Source organism: Aquimarina addita, from assembly GCF_039539305.1.
Classification (GTDB): domain Bacteria; phylum Bacteroidota; class Bacteroidia; order Flavobacteriales; family Flavobacteriaceae; genus Aquimarina; species Aquimarina addita.
Genome location: NZ_BAABCW010000027.1, coordinates 16,541 through 42,697, shown reverse-complemented (window position 1 = coordinate 42,697; position 26,157 = coordinate 16,541). Strand labels below are relative to the sequence as shown.

The following is a 26,157-nucleotide window of genomic DNA, read 5'->3' as shown; positions in this document are numbered from 1 at the left end:
TAAATATGGATTATCTGAGAACAACCTATTATTTTGATTATCAGAGTAAAGAAATTCAGGAATTGGTATCTATGTATCAAACCGATTCACTTTCTGATAAAGAAAAGGCAAAACAGCTGTATATTAGAGTTCGTGACTCGTGGAGATATGATCCATATAATTTTAACTTGCGAAAAGAAAGCTTTAAAGCCAGTGTCATTGCGAGAAAATCAAAAGGACATTGTGTAGAGAAATCAATTTTATTAATTGCTTGTTTTCGTGCATTAGGAATACCAGCGAGGTTACATCTCGGTAAGGTAAAAAATCATATTGGAGTAGAACGATTAACAGAAAAGTTTGGAACGAATGAATTGACTCCGCACGGAATGGTTAATGTCTATTTAGAAAACACCTGGCTTAAATTATCACCTGCATTCAATAAATCAATGTGCAGAATTTGCAATGTTTCTCCCTTAGAATTTGATGGTGAAAATGACTCGTATTTACAAGCATTTAATGATGAAGGAAAGATTTTTATGGAATATCTTGATGACTATGGTCATTTTGAAGACGTCCCTTTGGCATTTATGATAGAAAATATTAGGAAACATTATCCTCATATTTTTCAAACCAATAATGATACATTGGATTTTAATGTATGAGTAAAAACAATATAACTTTATAAAGTCGATAGTATCATATTCTGGAACGCTTGAAAATTAGCAGCAAAAGACTATGTAATTGTGTCCACGGCTTGGTCTATTCATCATACTATCTTGTATTTTTAGTCTGTTTTTTATAATCCATTTGATATAAGATACTTATATTTATCAAAACGATTATAAAATTTAGAAAACGATGAATAAAATTACAATCGGGTTAATGTCGCTGATATGTTTTGTTTTAGTATGTTCTTGTAATATGCGTGAAGGTGGAGTAAGAGTAATGAATAATATGGAAGAGTATGCTATAAAATATATGAATACCAATCAATTGTTAAATACAGAAGAAAAAGTATTAGCGTATTATGATTATACCATTTCATTAGATGGTACAGAAGCTGCGATATTAACTGATTCCAGATTGATATATCATAATAAAGAAACGACAACTTCTTTTATAGCAATTAAAGATATTACTGATATTCAACACAGAAAAGAAACATTGATAGGTGATATTATTGAAGTAACTGACCATAATGGAGATCTCTTCGTTGTTGAGATTGCACCTTTAAATCAAGGAGAAACATTTCTGAGGGTACTGCAATCTAAAGTCAATGCAATTGAGTAGATTAGAAAAAAATATTTTTTTTATTTGATGAACAGATAGTTAACTTATTGATTTAATTATTTGTTGATATTTTTTTTGTCATATAATGTTATTATAAAAGTAGATATAAGAAGCTAAAATAGATTAGCTACTTCTTCTTTTATAGCAATCAGTGCTGTATCACTAGGAGCAACCTTTTCTATTAAATCCGTGAGTATTACTTCTCTCATCTTACTGGCAGAAGTGATTTCTTCTTTTAAAACTGTTTTTCTGATAATAGCGATGGTTCCATTTTTTGCAGCCTTGATAATATTCCAGGATTCATCAGAAATATAGATTTGCTGAGTTAAGTTATGTTCAAATTCCTGTTCGATGGTTTGAACCAGTAGTTCCTCATAACTTTTTTTATCATCTCCAATAGGAGCAATTCTAATAAGTAGTTTACCAGGAGAAATCCGCTCTAGTAATAATGCCATACGCTCATAGGCTTGTAATCTGAGAGGTAAGGATTGTTTTTGGTTTTCTTTGTGCATTAAATATCTACGTCTTTTTTCCTCATTATCAGTATGCATTTTAAAATAGGCAAATGCTAATAGGGTAATGAATAATGAAGGAATCAGTGAAATTAAAAGTGGAAGAATTTCTATGTTCATGAGTATGCTTTAATTTATAAATATTAATCTTAGATCGTTAATTTACTTGTGTCATCTTTCTAGATGTAAGGATGCTATTATTTAATGAGTTTCGTTTTTATGATAATGACCTCCAAGATAAGTACAATCTTTTAAATGCTGAATAGATGTAAAGTCAACTGGTGTTTTTGAATATTTATAAGAATCTTCCAGTGTTCTTGTAAGATCCACATCATCTACATTTACATTTACATCTTTCATAGTAAACTGGCACGGGTGTTCATATCCGGCAGCATGTGTAATTTCTGTTAGTTCTTTTCTAAACGTTTTAAAATATTGTGCAAGTCGATCAGATTTAAGAGGAACATTGATTCCTTTTTGTAACCAGTTATTCTGGGTAGCAATACCACTAGGACATTTATTAGTATGGCATACCTGAGCCTGAATACAACCAATACTTAGCATAGCTTCTCTGGCTACATTAATACAATCTGCTCCCATAGCAAAAGCCATTGCTCCTTTAGCTGGGAATCCTAATTTTCCACTACCAATGAATACAACTCTTTGGGTAAGGTTATGTTTTTGAAATATTTTATAGATTGTTGAGAATCCATAGATCCAAGGTAAGGAAACATGGTCGGCAAAGCTAGGAGGTGCTGCACCGGTTCCTCCCTCTCCACCATCAATAGTGATAAAATCAGGTCCGCGATTGGTTTCTACCATAAGTTGTGCTAATAATTCCCATTGTTCTATTTTACCAATTGCAGCTTTAATTCCCACTGGGAGACCCGTTTCATTGGCAATATCTTCTATAAACTTTAGAAGTTCTGGTACATCAGAAAAAGCTGTATGACTAGAAGGGGAAAGCACGTCTTTCCCAACTTCTACCCCTCTTATTTTAGCTATTTGAGGAGTTATTTTTGCACCAGGCAGTACACCTCCCTTTCCGGGTTTAGCACCTTGCGATAATTTGATTTCAATAGCCCTGATAAAAGGATTTTCTTCTATCAGTGTTTTTAATTTTGACATAGAGAAATTACCATCTTTTGTTCTAACACCAAAATATCCGGTTCCAAAATGAAATACAACATCACCGCCATGACTATGATAAGGTGATAATCCACCTTCTCCTGTGTTGTGATAAGCATTCGCTTGTTTGACACCTATATTTAAAGATTCTATAGCTCTGGCAGAGAGCGATCCAAAACTCATAGCCGATACATTGATAGCAGATGCCGGACGATACGGTTTTCTACGTTCATTATATAGTCCCATGACTTTGGCACAGGGTAAAAATGTTTTATCTTTATTATTAGGGTGAGCTGCATCCATCTTAAACGGAATCATACAGTTTTTTATGAAAATGTGTTGATGTTGATAAATATCCCGATCCGTTCCAAAACCTTCATAATTGTTTTCATTTTTAGAAGATGCATATACCCAACCTCTTTCAATACGATTAAATGGAAGTTCTTCTCTGTTATTAGCCACAAAATACTGTCTCATTTCCGGGCCTATACTTTCTAACATATACCTAATATGTCCAACTACAGGGAAGTTGTGACTTATCGTATGAGATTTGTTAAAAAGAATGTCTCTGATAGCTATTAACAAAATGATAAATAAGATCCACATCCACCAGGATATTGAGCTAAAGAAATGTAAAACTGCTTCCATCTTTTAATAATATTATTGCGCGTTTAAATAGTCTATTGTCATCTGAGACATTACTTTTACTCCTAATACTAATCCGCTTTCATCAATATAGAAATCTGGAGTATGATGTGAGGGAGCGTCTATAGTATCCAGGGCTTTTCCACCTAAAAAGAAGTAAAATCCAGGTACTTTCTCCTGAAAATAGGAGAAGTCCTCACCGCCGGTAGTAGCTTTTGACAAAACAACATTATTATCACCTGCAATAGCTTTCATTGTAGGTAACATTTGTGTAACTAATGCCGGATCATTGTAAGTAATAGACGTATTATTCTGAAATGTAATTTTGGCCTGACCGCCATATGCTTTTGCGATGGCAGGAACCATCTCATTCATTCTACGAATAATTAACCCACGCATCTTTGGATCAAGGGTTCGCACTGTACCAATCATCTCTGCATCCTCTGGGATAATATTAAAACGTACACCACTGGTTATTTTACCTACCGTAATGACTGCGGCTTCATCTACTAAAGGAGATTCTCTACTTATAATAGTTTGTAAACCATCTATTATTTTTGCCGAAATCAATATGGGATCCACACCTGTCCAGGGAGCCGATCCATGAGTTTGTTCTCCCTTTACATCAATAACAAAACGTTCTACAGCCGCCATTGTACCTCCCGGTTTATAACGAATAGTACCCACTGGTGTTCCTGAATTAATATGAAGTCCAAAAATAACATCTACGTCCGGATTTTTTAAAACCCCTTCTTTAATCATTAATTTAGCTCCTCCTTCTTCTCCAGGAGGAGGCCCCTCTTCTGCAGGTTGAAAAATAAACTTAACCGTACCCTTTATCTTCTCTTTACTTTTACTCAATACCTCGGCTACTCCCATTAAAATAGCTGTATGTGTATCATGACCACAAGCGTGACTGACACCGACTTCTTTATCCATAAAAGTTGATCTCACTACTGATTTAAATGGAATATCTACACGTTCTGTAACAGGTAATGCATCTATATCAGCTCTAAGGGCAACCGTTTTCCCTTTTGTACTGCCTTCCAGAATACCAACGACCCCGGTTTTTGCTACATTCTCAGTAACTTGAAATCCTAAGCTTTTTAAATGGGTTGCAATTTTTTTAGCTGTCTTAAATTCACGATTAGAGAGTTCGGGATTTTGATGAAAGTCTCTACGCCACTCTATAACTTTAGCTTCTATTAACTCAGACATAGTCATCAATTCTGTATCAGCCGTTTGGGATTGAATTATGTTGCATCCTAATAATATAAGGATAAAAGTAAGGTGTTTCATGAATTTAGTCGATATGAATTGCTTGCTAGCATGTTATACTTTTAATTATAAAAATGGAATGTACATTTATTATAATAATGTAAAGGCTAAAGATAGGAATTGCCTATTAACTTGTAAACTTTTTCGTAAAAGAATAGCGTATCAGTCTATATTTTACTTTTTTGCATACATTATGATGTGAATAAAAATAAATACGTGTGATATTTGTTTTGAGCTGGTGAGGTTAGAAATAGGAATAACCGCTGTAAAAATGAAAAACTCTCAATCCATATAGTTATTATTGAGAGTTTCTCTAACAAACAAATACTTGTAAAATTGTAGAGTTCAAAATTCTAATTTTTGGCTTTTAAAAGTTTTTAGAAGTTTATTTGAGTAAAATTATGAGTTCATATTTTGACTGATTATAAAAAAGATTCTTTTATTTAACGAATTTCTTATATTCAATTATAGTTTTACAAATTTACCTACATATTTATTATTTATAAGAATGATATACATTCCCTTAAATAAATTAGTAACCTCCATTGCTGGTTCTATTGAGGATTCTATCATAACTTGCCCTAAAGCATTTACTATTCTTATATCCGTTTCATTAACTGTTAATCCATCGATATAAAGTATGTCTGAGGCAGGATTTGGGTAATACTTAAAAAGACTGGTTCCTTGACTTAGATTAAGTTGTGATAAATCAACAGAAAACTCTGAAGAAACTGCATTACATCCAGTTTCATTAAAAACCTCTACACTGTAGTCTCCTATTTGATCTGGAGTATATGTTGATTTATCAGCTCCGTTGATTAGTTCGCCATTAACGTACCATTGATATTGAGTATATATGCTCGCTACAGTAAGATCAGAGGTATCAGGTATAGAAATCTCAGGCGAAGGTAAATTTTCTTCTACAATAATATGAACCTCAGTTCGTGTATCGGTTGTGCAACTATCAAAAGAACCTGATACATAATAGGTTTTATCAGATTCTAATATTGGCGTTTCAAAAGTAGCTCCCTGATGAACGAGGCTTCCGCCATTTGGCGAATCGTACCAATCAAAATTACTATTCCCTGATACGGTTAACACGGTTGATTCTCCAATACAAATACGAGCATCTTCACCAATGGGCTGTTCTGGAATACTAATAGTAATAAAATTATTTCTTTCTCTTGTATCTTGTCCTGCACTATTAGAAGTGGTAAGAGTAATACTATATGTTCCACTATCGGTATAGGTATGTGTAGGATTTTGTTCCGTAGAGGTTTCTCCATCGCCAAAATTCCAGAGATAAGTATTTACATTATTAATGGATGTACTATTAAAATCTACAGTAGAACAATCATAAGCTGCGTCAAAATTAGCTATGGGAGGTTGATTATTATTCCCCGGAGTATAATTCCCTGAAATAAAATAATTTCCTATAGATGAATAATCGGAATACCCTGTAATTAGGTCACCTTCACCAACGCCATCAATTTCTATAAAGTAGGTTCCAAAGGTAAGATCTTCATTAATATTGGCACTAAGTCCCGAAGGATCAGAGATGGCAACTTCTTCTCCTAGTCCATTTAGGATACGAGCTTGTATGTTAAGATTAGGATAATCAGGATTGGGTTCGAAATTAAATGAAACATTTCCTGTTTCAATCACAAAAGAAAATACATCCTTATCATCTCTATTATGTATAAAACCATAATTCTGATCGGAACTGACATTTCCATCTGAGCTTACTAAAATTGGTGTAGCCTCAGTAATAACATTTTGATGATCATCATCTCTAAAACCAACTCCATTACTACTTCCTGCTATGATTGCAATATCATCTTCCTGCTCTACTGCACCTATATATTCTCCTTTACTCCAATGACCAAGAGCTCTATTAACACTCCATCCCATTATTGGCGACCATTGGCCATGACCCGAATAATATTCACGATCAGCATCTCCATCGTGGCTTAATCCTAAGGTATGACCCACCTCATGAGATCCTGTTTCTCCTGCAGCCCTACTACTACCTAAATTAAAAACCCAACAAGGATTATCTGTACGACTAGCCGCAAACGATCTTACGTAGGCAATTCCTCCAGACGTAGGAGCAACATCTTTGGTCGGAGTAAAAATGACCATCATTCTCCTATTATTGGGAGCATTATCAAATAGATCTCTTCTTGTAGTTACATTAAAATTGAAAGATCTAAAATCTTCTGCCATTATTTTCCATATTTCTGTTATTTTTTCATCAGAAAATTCAGCAGGTTGTGCATCAATAGTGGCTCCACTAAGCCAACTTGTTTCAGAAACTATCTCTCCATCAAAATCTAAATAAATTATCCCCGGAGCTCCCGGAAGACTTTCCAATTGTGGGGTAATTTTAGATATATTGCTTTCTTTTTCTTTATTATCATCTTCTACAACGGATTCAAAATCTACACATACAAGTGTATTTATATTGACCTCTTTTAAAAAAACGTTACCATTCTTATGGGTAAATAAATGATACCCTTTTTTGTGATCATTTACGATAAGGGTACCCTCAAGGGTGTTGTTGGTTTTATATATGGTAAAGGAAGATCGGTTATCATCATTAATATTACCTATGAATGTAATAGTATCATCTTTTAATTTTTCTACATGAATACTTAATGAAAGAGAAGTTTTGTTAAAGACAGAAAGCGAAAGTCCTTTAGCCTTGTTAGCGGTAAGACTTTCTATAAAACTATCAGGGCTTTCTGCTATCAAAATAGGAGTTGTATCCTGGGAAAAGCCACATGTAGAAATTAATATAAATAGAAATAAAGTAACCTTTTGGGTATAAGCTTTGATCATTTTGGTTTATTAATAACAATTTAATTTTATACTCAGTAGGTGGGGGGTATTACCTTAAAACTATTATGGAATCTCAATAAAAGATAATTATCTAACAATATTAAACATAGTAAACTAGACTTTATTGTATTTTTTATTATCGAATTGCAATAAAATAGTTTTAATTATTTGTTTAAAAGACCTTTTCAGCTTTTGGAGAATAATTAATTGTATTTTTAAGTAATACTTATAATTCTTTCTAATGGAATTATTGTAGCACTTTTTAAGATAACTTCTTTATCAGTAATGCCCCAGATTGTTGTCTCTACAATTTTTAAGCCTTTAGCATCTACAAAAGTAATACGTACTTTTTGACGCTCTAAATTGCCTAGAGCAAGAGCTCTTTGTAAATCCAAAATGCGATTTATTTGATCTTTTCTTGTATGTAATACATCTTTCTTAGGGAACTTTAAGAATTTAATTTGTTCTTTTTCAATGGATAGGATGGATAGATTTTGGGTCATAGTATATAGGTATTTGGGGTTGATTTTTAAGAAGATTAATTATCATCATAAAGTATAAATATATGTATTTTATCTTTAAAATAAGTATTTTATCGTATTTATTTTGAATAATATTGCAAATAAGTAGGAAATTTATTATTCATTTAACGTTTACATAGAATATATGAAATTTAATATTTTCAATTTTGATGTTATTAAAATAATCAATAATCTATAAGTGGAAAATTTATTAAATACAGTATATTTTTTGATAAAACCAGATGATAAAGTGCTTTGTAAACAATACTGAGAAGGGATTTATATCGTTTTTTAACAAATATAATTAGTACGGTCTTACGTTTCAGAATCTGGTTCAAAATTAAATTAATAAAAGTTCTAAAAAAATTCATCACTTGTTTATAAGTAAAGCACTCTAAGTTTCAATAAAAGATATACTTTACTTAAATTTCGTAGCTTAAAAATGAAGAAAAATTGGAAGACTATTTAGCCGGATTAAATGATGCACAACGCGCTCCTGTGCTGCAAAAAGATGGACCTCTTATTGTGATTGCTGGTGCAGGTTCAGGAAAAACCAGGGTACTTACGTATCGCATTGCTTATTTAATGCATCAGGGTGTAGATTCATTTAATATATTATCGTTGACGTTTACAAACAAAGCGGCACGTGAGATGAAAAAAAGAATCGCAGACATCGTAGGTCCCAGTGAAGCAAAGAATTTATGGATGGGTACTTTTCATTCTATATTTGCTAAAATCCTTAGGTTTGAAGCTGATAAATTAGGATATCCCTCTAATTTTACCATTTATGATACACAAGATTCTCAGCGATTAATATCTTCTGTGATTAAGGAAATGGGATTAGATAAAGATATTTATAAGTATAAACAGGTATACTCTCGTATTTCTTCTTATAAAAACAGTCTGATCACGGTAAAGGCATATTTTCAGGATGCAGATTTGATAGAGGCAGATGCGATGGCAAAACGTCCTCGAATGGGTGAGATTTATCAACAATATGTAGAGCGTTGTTTTAAAGCAGGAGCGATGGATTTTGATGACTTATTGCTTAAAACAAATGAGCTACTGAATCGTTTTCCAGAGGTTTTAGCTAAATATCAAAATCGTTTTAGGTATATTCTGGTAGACGAGTATCAGGATACAAATCACTCACAATATTTAATTGTTAAAGCATTGTCTGATAAGTTTCAGAATATTTGTGTTGTAGGAGATGATGCGCAGAGTATTTACGCGTTTCGTGGGGCAAATATTAATAATATCCTTAATTTCCAGAAGGATTACGATAATGTACAACAGTACAGATTGGAACAAAATTATAGATCAACAAAGAATATTGTAGAAGCAGCCAACTCCATTATCGATAAAAATAAAACTAAATTGGATAAAGTTGTATGGACTGCAAATGATTCCGGACCAAAAATTCTGGTTAACCGTTTATTAACTGATGGAGATGAAGGAAGATTTGTAGCAAGTTCGATTTTTGAGAATCGCATGCAGCATCAGCTCAATAACGGTCAGTTTGCAATTCTGTACAGAACGAATGCGCAATCCAGAGCTATGGAAGATGCATTACGTAAAAGAGATATTCCTTATCGAATTTATGGAGGACTTTCTTTTTACCAGCGTAAAGAGATTAAAGATGTATTATCTTATTTACGGTTAATTATAAATCCCAAAGATGAAGAAGCATTAAAAAGAATAATTAATTTTCCTGCAAGAGGTATTGGTGGTACAACAGTTGACAAACTGGTCGTTGCAGCTAATCATTATGATCGTTCTATTTTTGAGGTGATTGAAAATTTAGATCGAATTAATCTCAAAATTAATAGCGGGACTAAAACCAGGTTACAAAACTTTATGATGATGATCAAAAGTTTTCAGGTAACTAATCAAACAGCAGATGCTTTTGTATTAGCAGAAGAAGTAGCTAAAAAGACTGGATTATTACAAGAGCTTAAAAAAGATGGGACACCAGAAGGAATAGCGCGTATAGAAAATATAGAAGAGCTACTTAATGGAATGCGAGATTTTGTAGAAGGGCAAAAAGAACTGGCAGATCAGACAGGCTCTCTTGCTGAGTTTCTGGAAGATGTGGCTCTGGCTACTGATCTTGATATGGATACCGGCGATGATGATAGAGTAGCATTAATGACTATACACTTAGCAAAAGGATTAGAATTTCCTTATGTATATATTGTGGGGATGGAAGAGGATCTATTTCCATCCGGAATGAGTATGAATACCCGTGCAGAAATTGAAGAAGAACGAAGGCTTTTTTATGTAGCATTAACCCGTGCAGAAAATCAAGCATATTTGACGTACACTCAATCCAGATATCGTTGGGGAAAACTGGTAGATGCAGAGCCTAGCCGCTTTATAGAAGAAATTGATGATCAGTTTCTGGAATATATCACACCCATCGACACCTATCAATATAAACCATTAATCGATATTGATGTTTTTGGTGAAGTAGATAAAAGCAAATTAAGACTTAAAAAACCAATCACAGGCAGACCGCCATTAGCACATAAACCATCAGAAGAGCAATTACGTAAATTACGTAAACTACGTCCCGTATCTAATAAGTCAGCAAGTACCCAAAAGGCAAACTTATTTGATGGAGACTTGATCCCTGGTACTATGGTAGAGCATATGCGTTTTGGTAAAGGAAAGATCTTACAATTAGAAGGAGTAGGGCAGGATAAAAAAGCAGAAATTAATTTTGAAAATGGTGGGATAAAAAAGCTCTTACTACGATTTGCAAAACTAAAAGTATTAGAATAATGAACTTTTTTATGTGTTAGCACATTAACCATATCTACATAAGTATATAATTCAATCAAGTAAGTATGAAAGAACAAAAAAATAGGAGAGAGGTTTTAAAATTATTAGCATTATCCGGTTTTAGTGTATTTCTACCATCTTGTTTGCATTCTGAAAAAAAAACCGGAAATGGTGCAGCAACTTCTTTAGATACAACTGTAAAAGATACAATTGCATCTTTTGAAGAAGCCGTAACGGTAAATGATGTGGTCTATTTTAGAAAGACAGATAAAGAATATGATGAATTAAGACAAAGCTTTAATTTAAACGTTCAGAAATTTCCTTTGATTATAGCATTATGTAAAAATACTGTAGGAGTGGCAGCGGCTATTAAATTAGCAAATGCAGAAGGATTAAAAGTAGCAGTAAAAAGTGGAGGTCATAGTTTTGAATCTTTTTCATCTATTGACAATGGATTACAAATTAATTTATCTTTATTAAAAAGTACTACATGGAATGATGATCAAACTGTCACCATAGAACCTGCTTGCACATTAAAAGAAATGTATGATGAGTTGTTGCCTAAAAACAGAATCATACCTGCGGGTTCCTGTGCAACTGTTGGCATAGGGGGATTAACGCTGGGAGGTGGATATGGTTTTTTTGCTAGAAAATATGGATTAACCTGTGATCATTTAATTGAAGCTATATTAGTAGACGGCTTAGGAAATGTGCATACTACAAAAACCGGAGAAGAATTAATGTGGGCACTACGAGGTGGAGGAAATGGTAATCTGGGTGTAGTGACAAAGCTTACTTTTAAAACGCATAAAGTTCCTTACGGATTTACGAGACATCGATTTAAAGCATATAAGTTAGATAAAGAAAGGACAAAAGAGCTATTACAAGCATATTTTAAATATTCTGCAGCCTTACCAGAAAGTTGTTTTGCAGCATTTGTACTTAATTACAAAACTATGGTGCTATTGATAACTAATTATGGCGAGGATAATGAACCGTTGCGTGAGATGCTGGATGCATTCTCTACATTAGCGGATAAAACATCCATTGGTACGAAAAAGAACCTAGCGGTATCACTTCGTAATTATTATGGAATCCAGCATCCGATTTATTTCAAAAATGCTTCTGCTGGTTATTACAAAGGTTATGAATCTATTGAAACCAGTATTGATGCTGTATTGAATGTGGTATTTAGAAAAAGAGGTTTGATTTATCAGATAAATACACTAGGAGGTGCTATTAATACTCCAGAATTTGAATCTAATTCTTGTTACCCTCATCGTAACATCCCATACCTGTCTGAACTACAAGCGTACTGGGAAGAAGGAAAAAACCCGGAAGTCTTAATCGAATCTTTTGAAGAAATTCAGGGAATCCTTTACGATCACGGAATTAAAAGACAATATCGCAATTATCCGCATAAAGGTTTTAAAGATTGGGAAACTGCTTACTATGGAGATAACTATAAAAAACTTCAGGAAATCAAAAAGAAGTATGATCCTAATGATGTTTTTTCTCATGAACAAACGGTTAAATTAAAAAAATACTAAATCAGTCTGATGAGTCCAAAAAAAAAGAAAAAAAGTGTCAAGAAAAAGAGTAGCGGTATTCTTAAAAAAATTCTGGGTTTTCTGGTGTTATGCGGATGTATTGTTGGTGGATATGTAGGGTATTTGTACTACACTAATTTTATGAAAGCAAATGTGGATACTAAAGGCGAGGAGGTATATCTAATGATCCCTCGTAATGCTAATACAGAGCAAGTATTGACATTAATAAACGAATTAGATATCATAATTGATGAATCGTCATTAATATGGATGGCGGAAAAGAAAAACTATAAAGGAAGGAATATAGTTGCTGGTAAATACAGGATAAAAGACGGGCTGAGCAATAATTCATTAATTAATCACCTGAGAGCAGGGAATGGAAAACTTGATATGACGATTACCTTTAATCAAGTTAGGGATTTAAAACAACTTTCTGGAGCGATTACCCGTGGAATTATGTTAGATTCTCTTGATGTATATAATTGGTTGTCTAATAAAGACTCAATTAGGAAATATGGCTTTAATGAAAACACAATTATCTCCATGTTTATTCCTAATACATATAATGTGGATTGGGATGTAACTGCTTCCGAATTAATGGCAAGGATGGCAAAAGAATATAAGGATTTCTGGAATGAAGAGCGTATAAAAAAGAGTAAAGCATTAAAATTGAGTCAGTCAGAGATAACCACATTAGCATCAGTTGTCTACTGGGAAACAAAAAAGCCTAAAGATATGCGAACTGTTGCGGGTGTATATCTGAATCGTTTGCGGATCGGAATGCCACTGCAGGCGGATCCTACATTAATCTTTGCTTTAGGTGACTATACTATCAGACGTGTATTAGATAAACATAAGGAAATAGATTCTCCTTATAATACGTATAAATACAATGGTTTACCTCCAGGGCCAATTATAATTCCTCCGATTTCTTATATTGATGCAGTATTGAATTATGAAAAGCATGATTATTTATATTTTGTTGCAAAAGAAGATTTCTCAGGAGATAGTTATTTTGCGAAAACATATAGTCAACATCTTATATATGCACGCAGATATCAAAACGCATTGAATAAACGAAACGTATATAGGTAGTTGCAGCGATTGACAGAAGTTCTTAGCTTTAGTCTTATTTATTAAATTCACTTTTGATAGAAAGAGCAAACTGCATTAAATTAAGATCCGCATGCACACCATAATTACTACTTAAACAACCTTTAATTCCATCATCACAGGAGATTAGAAATAAAATTGATGCATCACCCGGGTCATTAAATCCTTCGTGTCTACAATATTCTATCAGGGTGCAATTTTCAATAGAATATGCCTTGTTTGTTTCACGATCGTAAATCTGATTATCTTTATATAAAAAGTCAGCAGTAAATCCTGCTTTTTTAGCTGCTTCAATATCTTCCAGAAGTGTTTTATGTGATGATAATATCATAATGATTAATTTTTTTGTTTGAATGAATTCTAAAATTGACCTGTCTTTTTAGAAAGATACCGCCTTAGGATACCGCCCTTTATATGGTTAACATCATATTCTATAACAAATGCCTCAGGGTCAATGGTATCAATTATTTTATTAATTTTTCCAATTTCAATTCTATTAATAATGGTATGAATTACCTCCAGATCTTGAGTTTTTCCACGGTTTCCATATCCTTGGGCACCATTAAAAACAGTCATTCCTGAACCTAATTTAGTGGTAATAGCGTCTTTGATCAATTCATAATGCTTAGATACAATCATAACTCCAATAAAATTTTCAAAACCTTCTATTGTAAGATCTGTAATTTTTGCAGTGATTAAAAAAGCCAGAGTTGAATACATAGCCGTTTCTTTAGATACCATAATAGCTGTGATACCAAATAGAATAAAATTAAATAACAAAATGATTTTCCCTATTCCTATTCCATAATGCCGATTTATATAAATTCCTAACACTTCTGAACCATCTAATACGGCTCCGTTTTTAATAGTAATTCCTATACCAAGCCCCAAGAAAAGTCCTCCAAAAATCGAGGTTAGTAATTTATCACTCGTTACTATTTCAAAATTTTCAAGATGTATGAATACTGCTAAACTCAGAATACTAAGAATAGATTTAAATACCATATAACCAGAAATAGTGAAATAGGCTAATACTAAAAACGGTATACTTAGAATTATAAGAGCCACAGAAAGATTTATGTCGAATATGGTATTTATTAAAATAGCAATGCCAGTTACTCCACCATCTAAAAAACCGTTAGGTAAAAGAAACGCTTTTAAACCAATACTTGCCAATAACACACCAATAGCTATTTGGATGTACTCATTAACACTACGTAATATTTGCTTAATTAAGATTGGTTGAGTAGATGTAATCATATAGTTTTTTTTAAAATGCAGTGATATATTCTGTTATGGATTCTGCTTGTTGTGGATCCATGTGTATTATTGGAATTGAATATAGAACAGGCATACTTTTACTGTACATCTCTCTAAGTCGATCATTTAGATTATTAAACTGTGTGGATCTTATAATCCCTGTAATTATTATTTTTTTTAATCGACTGTAATGCTTTTTACGATCAATTTTCCCCATAACGCAGTTCTCCATTACCAGGACGGTTAAAAAATATTTACTTCTCAAAAGAAATTCAACTATTTCATTAGCTTGAGATTTACTTTCCGGGATGATATATACCTTTACCATTATTTTAGCATTTAAAATTACTTACTTCAAATTTCTAAAATTCATTTCATATATTTTTATTTATATTTATGATGATAATCATAAATATAATTTATATAAAATGAATTTATGGTCAAATATTTATCATTGGATATGATAAATGATTTCAAGTATACATTTGGTGAAGATATTGTTTAGAAAAAGTTTTAAAAATTTAAACAGATAAGATATTTACTTATAAGCAGATGATAATAGATAGTTATTATCTGCTTACAATATATCAAATTTCTGTTTAATAATCGTGTTCTTTTCTTCTTCCAGATATTCAAGGAATGCATTAGCAACAAGCGAGAATTTCTTATTTTTAAGCCAAATCATATTCCAGTTGGATTTGATAGGAAACCCCTCTACCGGGATAATCTGAAGACGTCCCGTTTTAAGTTCATTTCTGATTCCAATAAGAGGCATAATAGAATAACCAAGCCCGGCAATCACAGCTTGTTTTACAGCTTCATTAGAGGTAAGTTCCATTTTTTTACTTACAGGGATATTGTTTTTTTCGATGAATTTTTCCATTGTATATCTTGTTCCGGACCCTTGCTCTCTATAAATCAATGGAAGCTCTGTAAAAATAGATTTATTATATATTTTTTTTGTGAATTTTTGATCTGAATTCCCTACCAGGTATAGTTGGTTTTCCATCAATTTAGTCTTTTCTATTTGAAGTTTATCCGGCAGAACAGAAACAAGAGAGAAATCGACTGTATTCTTTTCTAGACTATCTATTACCTTGGCTTTATTAGTAACATCTAATATTAAATTAACTCCACTATTTTGTTTTATAAAATCAGATAAGAAATATGGCATTATATATTTTCCTGTAGACACTACAGAAATTTTTAATACTCCCGATAGCTCACCTTGATATGCTAACGTCTTATAATTAATCTGTTTTACTTCTTCTAAAATTTTTTCTGCAGCGATTGCTATTTCTTTACCAAAATCTGTAACATATAGTTTTCTTCCTATTACCTCGGTTAAAGGAATAGGAAATTGATCCTGAAAGTTTTTTAATTGTATAGATACTGCCGGCTGAGTAAGATGTAACTCTATAGATGCCTTAGTGATGCTTTGTTTTTCAGCAATTTTTAGGAAAATGTGTAATTGGTGAAGTGTATAATGCATAAAATACTTTTATATAAATGATTATAAATATAAATAAAAATATATGAACATTGTTTATTAACTTAGTAAAAAGTAAAAAAATGTTTCTATTTTAAATTAAAGAGTTAAAAGAAATTAGAAACACTAAGAATGTAAGGATAAGAAATAAAATATAGATCTTTTATGTAGGCAAAATATCTCATTTTTCTGCTGATAAGAGATTAATAGGTAGATATAGTAGTAGGAAGTTAATAACCTAAATTTTCAAAAAGAATATAGCTTGTAGTGATTGCTAGCGTTTATCTAAGAAAAAAGGGGGGTAAATGTTTTTCAATATGATTTTTGATCAAATTGGTAAACTAAATAGAAGATTAATTTTAATTAAAAACAAGAAAGCATATGAAAACTAATTTTTTTCTTTGGATTGGGGTATTAGCGTTATGTACTAATTGTGCAGTAATAAGACCGGGTGAAGCAGGTGTTAAATTAACATTGGGTAAATTTTCTGATGATGTTTCTACACAAGGAACAGTTCTTTATAACCCTCTGGTAAGTAAAGTATTGAAGGAATCAACACAAACCAAAAATATAAAACTAATTTTAAGCTTGCCTAGTAAAGAAGGTCTTAGTGTAAATTCTGAAATTTCGATTCTTTATCGATTAGAACAAAGTAAAATTCCTTCTGTTTTAGAGAATTTAGGACAAGGTTATGAATCTATTATTACCAGTGTATTCAGATCAGCATCTTCTGATGTATGCGCTCAGTTTTTTGCCAAAGATATGCATTCAGGAATGCGGGCAAAAATTGAGGAAGAGATTAAAACAAAAATGGAGGTAAATCTGGAGAAGCAAGCGGATGGAATTGAACTGATTGCAGTATTGATGAAAAGTATACAATTACCTAGAGGATTAGCAAACTCAATCGAAAGAAAATTACAAGCTGAACAGGACGCTATGCGTATGGAATTTGTTTTACAGCAAGCAAGATTAGAAGCTGATAGAAAGATTATAGATGCAGAAGGGGAGCGTGATGCTCAGAAAATTCTCTCAGAGGGTCTTACTGAAGAAATTATTAAAATCAGAAGTATAGAAGCATTTAATAAATTATCAGAATCACCTAATGGTAAAATTATTATCACAGATGGTAAAACTCCTTTTTTAATAGGAAGCGAGGGTAATTAATATTATTATCTATATTAATTCTATCGATCATCCTCATTTTTGAATGTATATAAAAAGGAATAAAAAGAGGTTGTATACAATTTTCAACATAATTTAAGAATTGAAATTAATGTGGTATAATGTAATAAAATAATTAGTCCAGAATAAATAATTTTATCAAATGAATAGTTATATAACAGGTAGAGAAAAATTCTGAATTAATTAATAGTTAAAGATGATTAAAGATAAAATGTATGTTTAAGTAGTCATGCATTTTAATAAGTGTTAATTGTTTTTATAGCAGGTAAATCATATATACTGATTTACCTGTTTTTTTATTTAGTGGATTGTGGGTCCAGGTGATCTTTAGTAAATTTATACCTATATCTATAGAAATGTCAGCTTTACTTTTATTATAGAATAAAAAAGCGGTTCTATGATGAACCGCTCCGTAGGATATAGATAAAAAAGAAGCTATTAATCTTCTATTGTAATATTAATAGTACTATTCATAGTTATTTTTCTTCCTTCTAGTCTTGCTTTCTTAAAAAACTCTTTAGCTGTATTTTGCTCAGCAATCAATTCTGCAATACGATCACTATCATAAATACATTCATCATCCGTATTACCTTCGATCAATGATAGTCGTTGTAATTTGTGAAAATTAATTTTCTCTTGTAATAAAGAATTAATTACATCAGCCGCCTCTGAAGGGGTAAAGGATCCATCTATTAAATTTATTTTTTGTTCCATTTTTAATTTGGCTTTTGTTTCTAATACTTCCATAATTTTAAATCAGTTTTACACTCATTAGACAGCACAAATATGGTATTAAAAAATCATATATTTTTATTTATAATACTTATGATAATCATAAAAAATAATTATGATAGTTGAATGAGATGTAAATATAATGGCATCCCAAGTGTTATATTAAATGGAAAAGTAATTGCGAGTGCCATTGGTATATAAAGACTTGGGTTTGCTTTTGGTGCAGCTAGTTTCATCGCTGCCGGTACAGCAATATAGGACGCACTTGCAGCAAGTATTGCAAAAAGAAGTCTATTACCATCTACAGAACTGAATAGACCACTAATAAAAGCTACAGCACAACCATTGATTATAGGAATGATAATAGCGAATAAAAAAGCAAACCATCCTTTTTTAATAAAATCAGAGAGCTTTTTACCACTGGTTATTCCCATGTCCAGAAGAAAAACAGCCAAAAATCCTTTAAAAATATCTATAGTAAATGGTTTGATTCCTTCTGCTTGCGCTTCACTTGCTAGGAGACCAACAAAGAGACTACCTATAATTAATAAAACACTACCATTCGTGAGGGCGTGATGTAGTACCGTCTTGGTAGGTATTTTGTTTTCTTTCTTATTTTTTCTAAATAGTGATATGAGTAAGAGTCCTACCATAATTGAAGGTGCCTCCATTAATGCCATTACCGCTACCATGTGCCCATTAAAAGCAATTTGTTCTATTTCTAAGAATGAAATTGTAGTGACAAAGGTAACGGCACTTACAGATCCATAGGCGGCTGAGATAGCTCCTGCATTTTCGACACTAAATTTTCTTCTTAAAATAAAGTAGGTGTAAATAGGTATCACAATAGCTAGAAAAATACCAAAAAGCAAAGACCATAATATTTCGTATGTAAATGTACTATGAGCAAGTTCCTGACCTCCTTTAAAACCTATTGATAGTAGTAGATATAATGATATAAATTTAGAAGAATTTTCAGGTATTTTTAAGTCACTTTTAAGTTGAACTGCAATTATACCTAAAAAGAAAAATAATAAAGCGGGGTTTGTTAGATTATCAATTAATAAATGTAAATCCATATAAGTTTAGTAAAGGTTAATAATTATTTAATTCGCCAATTTTAACTTATGCAAAGGTGTAATCAATATTTTATATATTTTTATTTATAATAATAATGAATTGTATAAAGATATTTTATGAGTTATATTGGGTTTTGATATCTAATGATTAACAATTATTACTAAATAATTTTTCTTATTGAATTAAGTGAAATACATATTGAGAAAGTTGAGTTCTTATCCTATTGCTAACCTTTCTTTATATTACCCAATACTTTTAAATAAAAAGAATTGGTATAAATCTATATCTAAAAGGGTATTAAATCTGGAATCCAATTCAAGTAGCTCATGATCGTTCCTCTTTAAAAATTGAGAAAACCTACTGATGTATTTACAAGTAAGAATTTAAGATGAGTAAAAATTATAAGAAAACATATTTACAGCGTCATTATACCATAAAGTAGTATCTTTATTTTATGTTTAAGTTATTAGTATAAAATATGGCTACCCTGATCAAATTATATAATGATAATCCAAATCCACGCGAAATACAAAAAGTAGTAGAATGTTTGCGCAATGGTGGTTTAGTTATTTATCCAACAGATACGGTTTATGGTTTAGGATGTGATATCACCAACAATAGAGCGTTAGAAAAAATTGCAAAAATAAAAGGTGTGAAATTAGCAAAAGCGAATTTTTCCTTCATTTGCAGTGATCTTAGTAATTTGTCTGATTATGTGAAACAAATTGATAATAGCATTTTTAAATTATTAAAAAGGACACTTCCTGGACCTTATACATTTATTCTGCCTGGGAGTAATAATTTACCTACTGTTTTTAAAAAGAAGAAAACGGTGGGAATAAGAGTTCCTGATAATAATATTTGTAAAGCTATTGTAGAGGAACTGGGTAACCCCATAGTTTCTACATCGATTCATGATGAGGATGAGGTAATAGAGTATACAACAGACCCAGAATTAATCTTAGAAAAATGGGGTAAGTTAGTTGATATAGTAGTAGATGGAGGATATGGAGGTAATATTGCTTCTACGGTTATAGATTTAACAAGTGGAGAACCTGTATTAATTAGGGAAGGAAAAGGAGCCACCGATATTATTTAAGTGATACGTGCTACTAAGGCTATAATATTACTATTATAAATTAGCTATCATCATGACAAGCCCAGTTTATATTATAATATTTAGACAATCTAATAAACATAATCAACATAACGATCTATTCTGATATAACGTATTTTAGCTCATTTCTATATGTGCTGGGTGTTCTTCCTGAAAATTGTTTGAAGAGTTTGTTAAAATGAGAAAAGTTACTAAAACCGCTCTCATAGCAAATATCTGTAATACTGGTTTGTTTTTCGTGCAGTAATTTTGCCGCATGTACTAATCGATATTCATTTACGAACTGAATAAATGTTTTTCCAGTAATTTTTTTGAAATATCTGCAAAATCCCGGAACACTCATACTCACTTTGTCAGCAATTTCATCTAATGTAATTTGTCTTGTAAATTCTTTCTGAACAAAATTGAAGATGAGATTAATGCGATTATTGTCTTGTAATTCTGTTTCTATAGAGAAACCTTCTGCATTGAGAATAGAATAGTCAGTGGTTTGTTCCATCTCTTTTAGTACTCTAAGAATACCAAGTAATCTATCAAAGGGATCAAGCATACCTAATGCATCAATTCTGGCTCCAATTCTTCTTTTAGCATCTCCTTTAAATGCAATTCCTTTTTTTGCCTGTTCTAACATTTTGTTCACTCCACTCATTTCTGGAATGGTAAAAAATGAGTTTCCAAGAAAATCTGGTAATAATTGTATAACAGTTTCACTTTTATTGCCCGTAAGATTGTCTGTGAAACCACAATGAGGGAGATTAGCACCAATAAGCATAAGTGCACCATTTCTATAATACGACATATGGCTACCGATTTGTCGTTTTCCGGTCCCCCCGTTTACGTAAACAATTTCGATTTCGGGATGGTAATGCCAAATGGGAGCTTTATTTTTATTTTCATCTGAAAAATTCTCATAAAAAAAAGAACTTCCAAACTCCGGCACTATCTTTTCTAATGATGGTTTGTTATTCTTCATAGTTTTAAAACAATGATAATCTTTGTGATCGGTTAAACGCCTATAGTGATCTGGTATTATTACTAAAATGTAAATTTAATACTTATTTTGTGTTAAATTACCTTTATTGTGGTTTAAAATTAGCTGTGACGCTAAAATAGCATATATATATGCAAATATAGAGTTGTTCTTGAACTTTTATCAAGCCTATCTTTGCCTCATCAAACCGTGACAATTTAATAACCTAAAATAAAATTGTATTATGAAAAACTCAATTAAACTATTAGTACTTACGTTCATACTTGTATTTAGTAACACTGTATTTGCAGCTGGAAAAGTTTCTGTTGCGATCACTAATTCATCTATGGTTAATGTTTCATTAGCTAATGTGGCGCAAGGTGAAAAATTATTCTTGAAGGATTATTATGGAGTTGTATTATTTGATGCTACGTTAGATGCATCAGCAGCATACCAGAAGTATTTTAATTTTAGTGATGTCAAAAATGGATTATATTTTATTGAGACAGAATCAGAATTTGAAGTAAAAGTTACACCAGTATTAAAAAATGGAAAGGGAGTTTCTCTAGTTAATAATTCTGCGGTCACCATATTTAAACCTCAGGTAAAAGTAGATGAAAATAAGGTAAGTGTCATGTTGATCAATACTAAGAAGTCACCTGTAAACTTCAGTATTTATGATCAAAATAATATACTATTGGTAGAAGAAAAAGCCATTAACGATAAAATTTTAGAAAGAATCTATGATTTTTTTAATGTAAAAAAAGGAACTTATTTTCTGTATTTCAGTTTAGAAGACAGAACATTTATGAAAGAAGTAACATTATTCTAATAGAATCATAATTTTCATAAAATTTTTAATAAAATAGAAAATAAACTTTATGGTACTACAGGGTATCCTCAATATCCATTTACTATAATTGTTTCATTATTTAATTCAACTAGTCTAAAGACCATATCAATATTGATCATGGTCTTTAGTTTTTTAGGATCATCTTATCTAAAACCTATAAGTAATACATATGGAGCTCATGATAATTTATGATGGAATAAAAATTTGTGTTCACGGGAATTTTCCTTTCTTTAATTTACTGTTTTCAACAAAAAATAAATCATAATAAGGTTAAAAAATATGTTAATTAAAATTTAAATTTATCTGTATATGTGTTGAATTATCTTTATTAAGGTTTCTTTTAAATAATGAAGGTTAAAATAGAATAGAAATTAGCAAAAATAGAGTTATTTCAAAATGTATATCTAATATACCTTTGTAGTATCAAATATGAGGCTATAATTAAAACAAAGTAACTATGAAAAAGTTAATTAATTTATCACTGTTAGTATTTACACTTTTATCTTTGAATACGGTAAATGCAGCTGGAAAAGTTTCAGTAGAGATCACGAATGTATCTGTAATCAATGTGAGTCTTACTGAGATTGCGAAAGGAGAAAAACTATTTCTTAAAGATTTTAATGGAATGGTATTATTTAAAACTACTTTAAATGCATCCCCAATCTATCAGAAAAATTTCAATTTAAACAAAGTTAGTAATGGAATATACTTTGTCGAAACAGAATCTGATTATGAGATTAAGGTTACTCCAGTACTGAAAAATGAAAGTGGAGTATCTTTGATTACGGATTCTGAAGTTACAATTTTTAAACCTCAGATTGAAATAGTTGACAATAAGGTGAGTGTTATGTTTTTGAACACAAGAAAATCACCAATGGACTTAAATATTTATGACGAAAATGGAGTTAAACTAGTAGAAGAACTAGAAATTCAAGAAAAAGTTGTAGAAAGAGTTTATGATTTTTCTAATGTTGAAAAAAACACATACTATATGTATTTTGTTTTAGAAGACAGAACGATATCAGAACAAGTTATTATAAAATAGAGGATAAATTTTAAGTAATATAAATAGAAATCCCCGATTCTATTTATAAATTACAAGGAATTTAATCTACTGATAAGGACCACATCAATTTGATGTGGTCTTTTTTTATAAGAAAACAAGAGACTATATAGGTAAGAAACTTATTGTCTGTTTATGTAGTTTGTGTAGTTATTCATACGATTTTATCAAAATCAGTGATTCCTATTGCATATCTTTATTAATTGTAATTTAATTAATAGAATATCCTCTAGTCAGAGCCTCGAGATTCTATAAAATCAGGGTAAAAGAGTTTTATCTCCTGATTCATATAATGAACGGTTTCGTTTTTGTTATCTCATAGCCCCTTTAGATTGAGATAGTTCATTACTATGATCAATTAATTTTATTTAAATAGACGTTTATAACTTTAGTATTGATTATTGTAAAGAATTGAAAAATTGGAATGTCTGTATATGCATTCCGATTTAACTATAATTATAAATGATTTATAAGATTGTACAAAGAGTTGTCCTTAAAAATACTTGCTTTAATCAATGTAATAGCTTAAAAAAATAGTTTTAAAGTTAAAATAAAAAGTTTTGTCTCTTCATTTTTGTAGTGAAGTGTTCTTGTGGTCAAGACCTCGTACCCTTGGTCCAGGTAGTTTAATTGGTTAAAATTCTTTAACCTTTTAGTTGTACCAGATATCAAAAACTTTGATAGAACAACATAAAAAAAGGGATAACCATCGGTTATCCCTTTTTTTATCAAAAATTTATATTTTAATTTCCTCCTTCAGAGGCTTTTTTCATTCCATCTTCAATCATACTATAAAATTGATCTAATTTAGGAAGTACTACAATTCTTGTACGTCTGTTTTTAGCTCTATCACCTGCAGTATCATTACTTGCTAAAGGAACATAATAACTACGTCCGGCAGCAGTCATACGCTTAGGATCTACATTAAAATCATTTTGTAATACTCTTACTACAGAAGTAGCTCTTTTTACACTAAGATCCCAGTTGTCTAATAATACTTTATTTTTAATTGGTACATTATCAGTATGTCCTTCTACTAAGAATTCAATATCTGGTTTATCGTTAACCACTTTAGCAACTTTACCTAGAACCTCTTTTGCTCTAGAAGATACATTATAACTACCGCTTGTAAATAACAGTTTATCAGAAATAGATACATAAACCACACCTTTTTCTACATTAATTTCTATATCTTCATCTGCAAGGTTACCTAAAGCTCCCTTAAGACTCGTAACCAATGCCAATGTAACAGAATCTTTCTTGTTCATGGCATCATTCATCGTCTTGATCTGAAGATCTTTTTCTTTAATACTTTCTAAAGATCTTTCTAGGTTTTCTGCTTCTTTAGAAGATAAAGTGGCAAGGTTACCTACATTATTTAGTAATGCTGAATTTGTGTTTTTTAGATTTTTAACTTGATCTTGTAATACTTTTAACTCAGAAGACGCACTTGCTTTTTCTTCAAGACAGTCATTTAATTTAACAGTAGCAGTATTTAAAAGATCCTGGGTTTTTTTATTTTTGGCTTCAAGGTCTGAAAATTTCTTCTGTGATACACAAGAAGAAAATAAGATGGCCATAGAAGCCCCAACAATCATTGCTTTTTTCATTAGAAAATTTGTTTTTAGTTTTTTGTACTGGTTATATAACTCAAAATTATTAAAATTGTGACATAATACTATGATGTTAACATTAATTTAATGAATATCTTCTATAATTCATCAAATCGTTTTTTCTTTTGTACATAGTACCTCCATACAACGGAAAAAACAGAATAATATTTCTTAGTTTCAGATAGTTTTCCTCGTTTCTTTACAAAAGTTGGTAAATTTCCGTAAAAGCTAAAATGGGCTTTGAGGATTGCAATAAAATGGGATGGTTTTCCCTCTATTAGAAATTTAAATCCTGCCATACCATCTAATATCATTCGAAAATATATAATAAAAATGATACTTGAACTATTTATATTTTTTACCATCATTAATAAGTTATTTCTAAAATTAAGGAAGGTTTTACGAGGGTTCATACTATCTAATGTAGCACCACCCAAATGATATACGCAAGAATCACTGATATATTTGATTTGATATCCCTTATTTTGTATTCGCCAGCAAAGATCAATTTCTTCCTGATGAGCAAAAAAATCTTCATCTAATTTACCTACAGCCTCAAAAATTGTTTTTCTAATAAATAAACATGCACCACTAGCCCAAAAAATATCAATATTCTTATCATATTGACCTATATCTTCTTCTAGTGTGTCAAAAACTCTACCTCTACAATAGGGATACCCTAGTTTATCAATAAAACCACCTGCAGCACCTGCGTACTCAAAATGAGTTTTCTTTTTGTAATCTAATATTTTGGGTTGTATTGCGGCAATATTTTCAGTTTCTTGAAAAGATTGGATAATAGGGGATAACCAGTTTTCCGTTACTTCTACATCACTATTTAATAAGCAATAGATGTCTGCATCAATCTTAGCAAGTGCATCGTTATATCCTTTTGCATATCCACCATTAATTTCATTTTGGATAATTATTAAATCAGGAAAAAATGTTTTAAGGTAAGAGATAGAATCATCTGTAGAATTATTATCAGCAATATATATAGTAGCTTCTTTAGAGTAGCGCACGACAGAAGGAAGGAATTGCTCTAATAATAAACGCCCATTCCAGTTTAATATAACAATAGCTATGTTCACAGACACAAAATAAAGAGTTTAATTTAGAGTTTCCAAAGATTTGAAGGGGTTATAGTGTATGGTTGA

Annotated in this window: 23 protein-coding genes; 9 read left to right on the top strand and 14 right to left on the bottom strand. The window is 31.2% G+C overall.

The window, feature by feature from the left end:
* Positions 1–5 precede the first annotated feature (5 nt).
* Together ABD816_RS20460 and ABD816_RS20455 are read left to right on the top strand one after the other, a co-directional pair.
* Positions 6–641 (top strand): transglutaminase-like domain-containing protein, encoded by a 636-nt coding sequence (locus tag ABD816_RS20460; protein WP_344930600.1) that lies wholly within the window; start codon positions 6–8, stop codon positions 639–641.
* 196 nt (positions 642–837) lie between these two features.
* Positions 838–1,269 (top strand): PH domain-containing protein, encoded by a 432-nt coding sequence (locus ABD816_RS20455; RefSeq protein WP_344930599.1) that lies wholly within the window; start codon positions 838–840, stop codon positions 1,267–1,269.
* 113 nt (positions 1,270–1,382) lie between these two features.
* Here the strand turns inward: ABD816_RS20455 and ABD816_RS20450 are convergent, their stop codons facing one another.
* From ABD816_RS20450 to ABD816_RS20430, 5 genes are all read right to left on the bottom strand, one after another.
* Complete coding sequence (locus ABD816_RS20450; protein ID WP_344930597.1) at positions 1,383–1,901, bottom strand: DUF7935 family protein; 519 nt, start codon at positions 1,899–1,901, stop codon at positions 1,383–1,385.
* 81 nt (positions 1,902–1,982) lie between these two features.
* Complete coding sequence (locus tag ABD816_RS20445; RefSeq protein WP_344930596.1) at positions 1,983–3,557, bottom strand: FMN-binding glutamate synthase family protein; 1,575 nt, start codon at positions 3,555–3,557, stop codon at positions 1,983–1,985.
* 12 nt (positions 3,558–3,569) lie between these two features.
* Positions 3,570–4,853, bottom strand: coding sequence for an amidohydrolase (locus ABD816_RS20440; RefSeq protein WP_344930595.1), 1,284 nt, complete (start codon positions 4,851–4,853; stop codon positions 3,570–3,572).
* A gap of 444 nt (positions 4,854–5,297) precedes the next feature.
* A complete protein-coding gene (locus ABD816_RS20435; protein ID WP_344930593.1) occupies positions 5,298–7,673 on the bottom strand; it encodes an Ig-like domain-containing protein in 2,376 nt (791 codons plus the stop codon).
* A 215-nt stretch (positions 7,674–7,888) separates the two neighbouring features.
* Positions 7,889–8,176: a hypothetical protein gene (locus tag ABD816_RS20430; RefSeq protein WP_344930591.1), complete on the bottom strand. Its 288-nt coding sequence runs from the start codon at positions 8,174–8,176 to the stop codon at positions 7,889–7,891.
* Positions 8,177–8,647: 471 nt separating this feature from the next.
* On the opposite strand from ABD816_RS20430, the gene ABD816_RS20425 reads away from it, so the two are divergent.
* From ABD816_RS20425 to mltG, 3 genes are all read left to right on the top strand, one after another.
* Positions 8,648–10,978 (top strand): ATP-dependent helicase, encoded by a 2,331-nt coding sequence (locus tag ABD816_RS20425; protein ID WP_344930589.1) that lies wholly within the window; start codon positions 8,648–8,650, stop codon positions 10,976–10,978.
* Between the two features lie 65 nt (positions 10,979–11,043).
* A complete protein-coding gene (locus ABD816_RS20420; protein WP_344930586.1) occupies positions 11,044–12,528 on the top strand; it encodes an FAD-binding oxidoreductase in 1,485 nt (494 codons plus the stop codon).
* Between the two features lie 9 nt (positions 12,529–12,537).
* Positions 12,538–13,623: an endolytic transglycosylase MltG gene (mltG, locus tag ABD816_RS20415; RefSeq protein WP_344930583.1), complete on the top strand. Its 1,086-nt coding sequence runs from the start codon at positions 12,538–12,540 to the stop codon at positions 13,621–13,623.
* 34 nt (positions 13,624–13,657) lie between these two features.
* On the opposite strand, the gene ABD816_RS20410 is transcribed toward mltG, so the two are convergent.
* The 4 genes from ABD816_RS20410 to ABD816_RS20395 form a co-directional block, all read right to left on the bottom strand.
* On the bottom strand, positions 13,658–13,972 hold the full coding sequence (locus ABD816_RS20410) for a hypothetical protein (protein WP_344930582.1): 315 nt from the start codon (positions 13,970–13,972) through the stop codon (positions 13,658–13,660).
* Positions 13,973–14,001: 29 nt separating this feature from the next.
* A complete protein-coding gene (locus ABD816_RS20405) occupies positions 14,002–14,901 on the bottom strand; it encodes a YitT family protein (protein WP_344930580.1) in 900 nt (299 codons plus the stop codon).
* A gap of 10 nt (positions 14,902–14,911) precedes the next feature.
* On the bottom strand, positions 14,912–15,229 hold the full coding sequence (locus ABD816_RS20400; RefSeq protein WP_344930578.1) for a hypothetical protein: 318 nt from the start codon (positions 15,227–15,229) through the stop codon (positions 14,912–14,914).
* Between the two features lie 249 nt (positions 15,230–15,478).
* A complete protein-coding gene (locus ABD816_RS20395) occupies positions 15,479–16,393 on the bottom strand; it encodes a LysR family transcriptional regulator (RefSeq protein ID WP_344930576.1) in 915 nt (304 codons plus the stop codon).
* Between the two features lie 378 nt (positions 16,394–16,771).
* On the opposite strand from ABD816_RS20395, the gene ABD816_RS20390 reads away from it, so the two are divergent.
* The gene (locus ABD816_RS20390) at positions 16,772–17,554 is read left to right on the top strand and encodes a prohibitin family protein (RefSeq protein WP_344930575.1); all 783 of its coding nucleotides are present in this window, start codon (positions 16,772–16,774) and stop codon (positions 17,552–17,554) included.
* A gap of 456 nt (positions 17,555–18,010) precedes the next feature.
* Here the strand turns inward: ABD816_RS20390 and ABD816_RS20385 are convergent, their stop codons facing one another.
* Together ABD816_RS20385 and ABD816_RS20380 are read right to left on the bottom strand one after the other, a co-directional pair.
* Positions 18,011–18,319 (bottom strand): hypothetical protein, encoded by a 309-nt coding sequence (locus ABD816_RS20385; RefSeq protein ID WP_344930572.1) that lies wholly within the window; start codon positions 18,317–18,319, stop codon positions 18,011–18,013.
* A gap of 98 nt (positions 18,320–18,417) precedes the next feature.
* Positions 18,418–19,383 carry a sodium-dependent bicarbonate transport family permease gene (locus ABD816_RS20380; protein WP_344930571.1) on the bottom strand — a complete coding sequence of 322 codons (966 nt, stop codon included), beginning with the start codon at positions 19,381–19,383 and terminating at the stop codon, positions 18,418–18,420.
* Between the two features lie 479 nt (positions 19,384–19,862).
* On the opposite strand from ABD816_RS20380, the gene ABD816_RS20375 reads away from it, so the two are divergent.
* Positions 19,863–20,483 carry an L-threonylcarbamoyladenylate synthase gene (locus ABD816_RS20375; RefSeq protein WP_344930570.1) on the top strand — a complete coding sequence of 207 codons (621 nt, stop codon included), beginning with the start codon at positions 19,863–19,865 and terminating at the stop codon, positions 20,481–20,483.
* A 115-nt stretch (positions 20,484–20,598) separates the two neighbouring features.
* Here the strand turns inward: ABD816_RS20375 and ABD816_RS20370 are convergent, their stop codons facing one another.
* Entirely contained in the window at positions 20,599–21,474 is an 876-nt protein-coding gene (locus ABD816_RS20370; protein ID WP_344930569.1) for an AraC family transcriptional regulator, read from the bottom strand.
* A 241-nt stretch (positions 21,475–21,715) separates the two neighbouring features.
* Here ABD816_RS20370 and ABD816_RS20365 point away from each other — a divergent pair, with 241 nt between their 5' ends.
* Positions 21,716–22,303: a hypothetical protein gene (locus tag ABD816_RS20365; RefSeq protein ID WP_344930567.1), complete on the top strand. Its 588-nt coding sequence runs from the start codon at positions 21,716–21,718 to the stop codon at positions 22,301–22,303.
* 478 nt (positions 22,304–22,781) lie between these two features.
* Positions 22,782–23,369 carry a hypothetical protein gene (locus tag ABD816_RS20360; RefSeq protein ID WP_344930565.1) on the top strand — a complete coding sequence of 196 codons (588 nt, stop codon included), beginning with the start codon at positions 22,782–22,784 and terminating at the stop codon, positions 23,367–23,369.
* Between the two features lie 761 nt (positions 23,370–24,130).
* Here ABD816_RS20360 and ABD816_RS20355 read toward each other — a convergent pair.
* Positions 24,131–24,997 carry an OmpA/MotB family protein gene (locus ABD816_RS20355; protein ID WP_344930563.1) on the bottom strand — a complete coding sequence of 289 codons (867 nt, stop codon included), beginning with the start codon at positions 24,995–24,997 and terminating at the stop codon, positions 24,131–24,133.
* Positions 24,998–25,098: 101 nt separating this feature from the next.
* Positions 25,099–26,091, bottom strand: coding sequence for a glycosyltransferase family 2 protein (locus tag ABD816_RS20350; RefSeq protein WP_344930613.1), 993 nt, complete (start codon positions 26,089–26,091; stop codon positions 25,099–25,101).
* Positions 26,092–26,157 lie beyond the last annotated feature (66 nt).

What these genes read in the sequence shown, in the direction of transcription:
- ABD816_RS20365 (WP_344930567.1), top strand. Translation starts at nt 21,716, where the DNA reads ATGAAAAACTCAATTAAACTATTAGTACTTACGTTCATACTTGTATTT.
- ABD816_RS20355 (WP_344930563.1), bottom strand. Translation starts at nt 24,997, where the DNA reads ATGAAAAAAGCAATGATTGTTGGGGCTTCTATGGCCATCTTATTTTCT.
- ABD816_RS20380 (WP_344930571.1), bottom strand. Translation starts at nt 19,383, where the DNA reads ATGGATTTACATTTATTAATTGATAATCTAACAAACCCCGCTTTATTA.
- mltG (WP_344930583.1), top strand. Translation starts at nt 12,538, where the DNA reads ATGAGTCCAAAAAAAAAGAAAAAAAGTGTCAAGAAAAAGAGTAGCGGT.
- ABD816_RS20435 (WP_344930593.1), bottom strand. Translation starts at nt 7,673, where the DNA reads ATGATCAAAGCTTATACCCAAAAGGTTACTTTATTTCTATTTATATTA.
- ABD816_RS20400 (WP_344930578.1), bottom strand. Translation starts at nt 15,229, where the DNA reads ATGGTAAAGGTATATATCATCCCGGAAAGTAAATCTCAAGCTAATGAA.
- ABD816_RS20375 (WP_344930570.1), top strand. Translation starts at nt 19,863, where the DNA reads ATGGCTACCCTGATCAAATTATATAATGATAATCCAAATCCACGCGAA.
- ABD816_RS20440 (WP_344930595.1), bottom strand. Translation starts at nt 4,853, where the DNA reads ATGAAACACCTTACTTTTATCCTTATATTATTAGGATGCAACATAATT.
- ABD816_RS20445 (WP_344930596.1), bottom strand. Translation starts at nt 3,557, where the DNA reads ATGGAAGCAGTTTTACATTTCTTTAGCTCAATATCCTGGTGGATGTGG.
- ABD816_RS20370 (WP_344930569.1), bottom strand. Translation starts at nt 21,474, where the DNA reads ATGAAGAATAACAAACCATCATTAGAAAAGATAGTGCCGGAGTTTGGA.
- ABD816_RS20460 (WP_344930600.1), top strand. Translation starts at nt 6, where the DNA reads ATGGATTATCTGAGAACAACCTATTATTTTGATTATCAGAGTAAAGAA.
- ABD816_RS20455 (WP_344930599.1), top strand. Translation starts at nt 838, where the DNA reads ATGAATAAAATTACAATCGGGTTAATGTCGCTGATATGTTTTGTTTTA.
- ABD816_RS20395 (WP_344930576.1), bottom strand. Translation starts at nt 16,393, where the DNA reads ATGCATTATACACTTCACCAATTACACATTTTCCTAAAAATTGCTGAA.
- ABD816_RS20430 (WP_344930591.1), bottom strand. Translation starts at nt 8,176, where the DNA reads ATGACCCAAAATCTATCCATCCTATCCATTGAAAAAGAACAAATTAAA.
- ABD816_RS20450 (WP_344930597.1), bottom strand. Translation starts at nt 1,901, where the DNA reads ATGAACATAGAAATTCTTCCACTTTTAATTTCACTGATTCCTTCATTA.
- ABD816_RS20390 (WP_344930575.1), top strand. Translation starts at nt 16,772, where the DNA reads ATGAAAACTAATTTTTTTCTTTGGATTGGGGTATTAGCGTTATGTACT.
- ABD816_RS20360 (WP_344930565.1), top strand. Translation starts at nt 22,782, where the DNA reads ATGAAAAAGTTAATTAATTTATCACTGTTAGTATTTACACTTTTATCT.
- ABD816_RS20420 (WP_344930586.1), top strand. Translation starts at nt 11,044, where the DNA reads ATGAAAGAACAAAAAAATAGGAGAGAGGTTTTAAAATTATTAGCATTA.
- ABD816_RS20385 (WP_344930572.1), bottom strand. Translation starts at nt 18,319, where the DNA reads ATGGAAGTATTAGAAACAAAAGCCAAATTAAAAATGGAACAAAAAATA.
- ABD816_RS20405 (WP_344930580.1), bottom strand. Translation starts at nt 14,901, where the DNA reads ATGATTACATCTACTCAACCAATCTTAATTAAGCAAATATTACGTAGT.
- ABD816_RS20410 (WP_344930582.1), bottom strand. Translation starts at nt 13,972, where the DNA reads ATGATATTATCATCACATAAAACACTTCTGGAAGATATTGAAGCAGCT.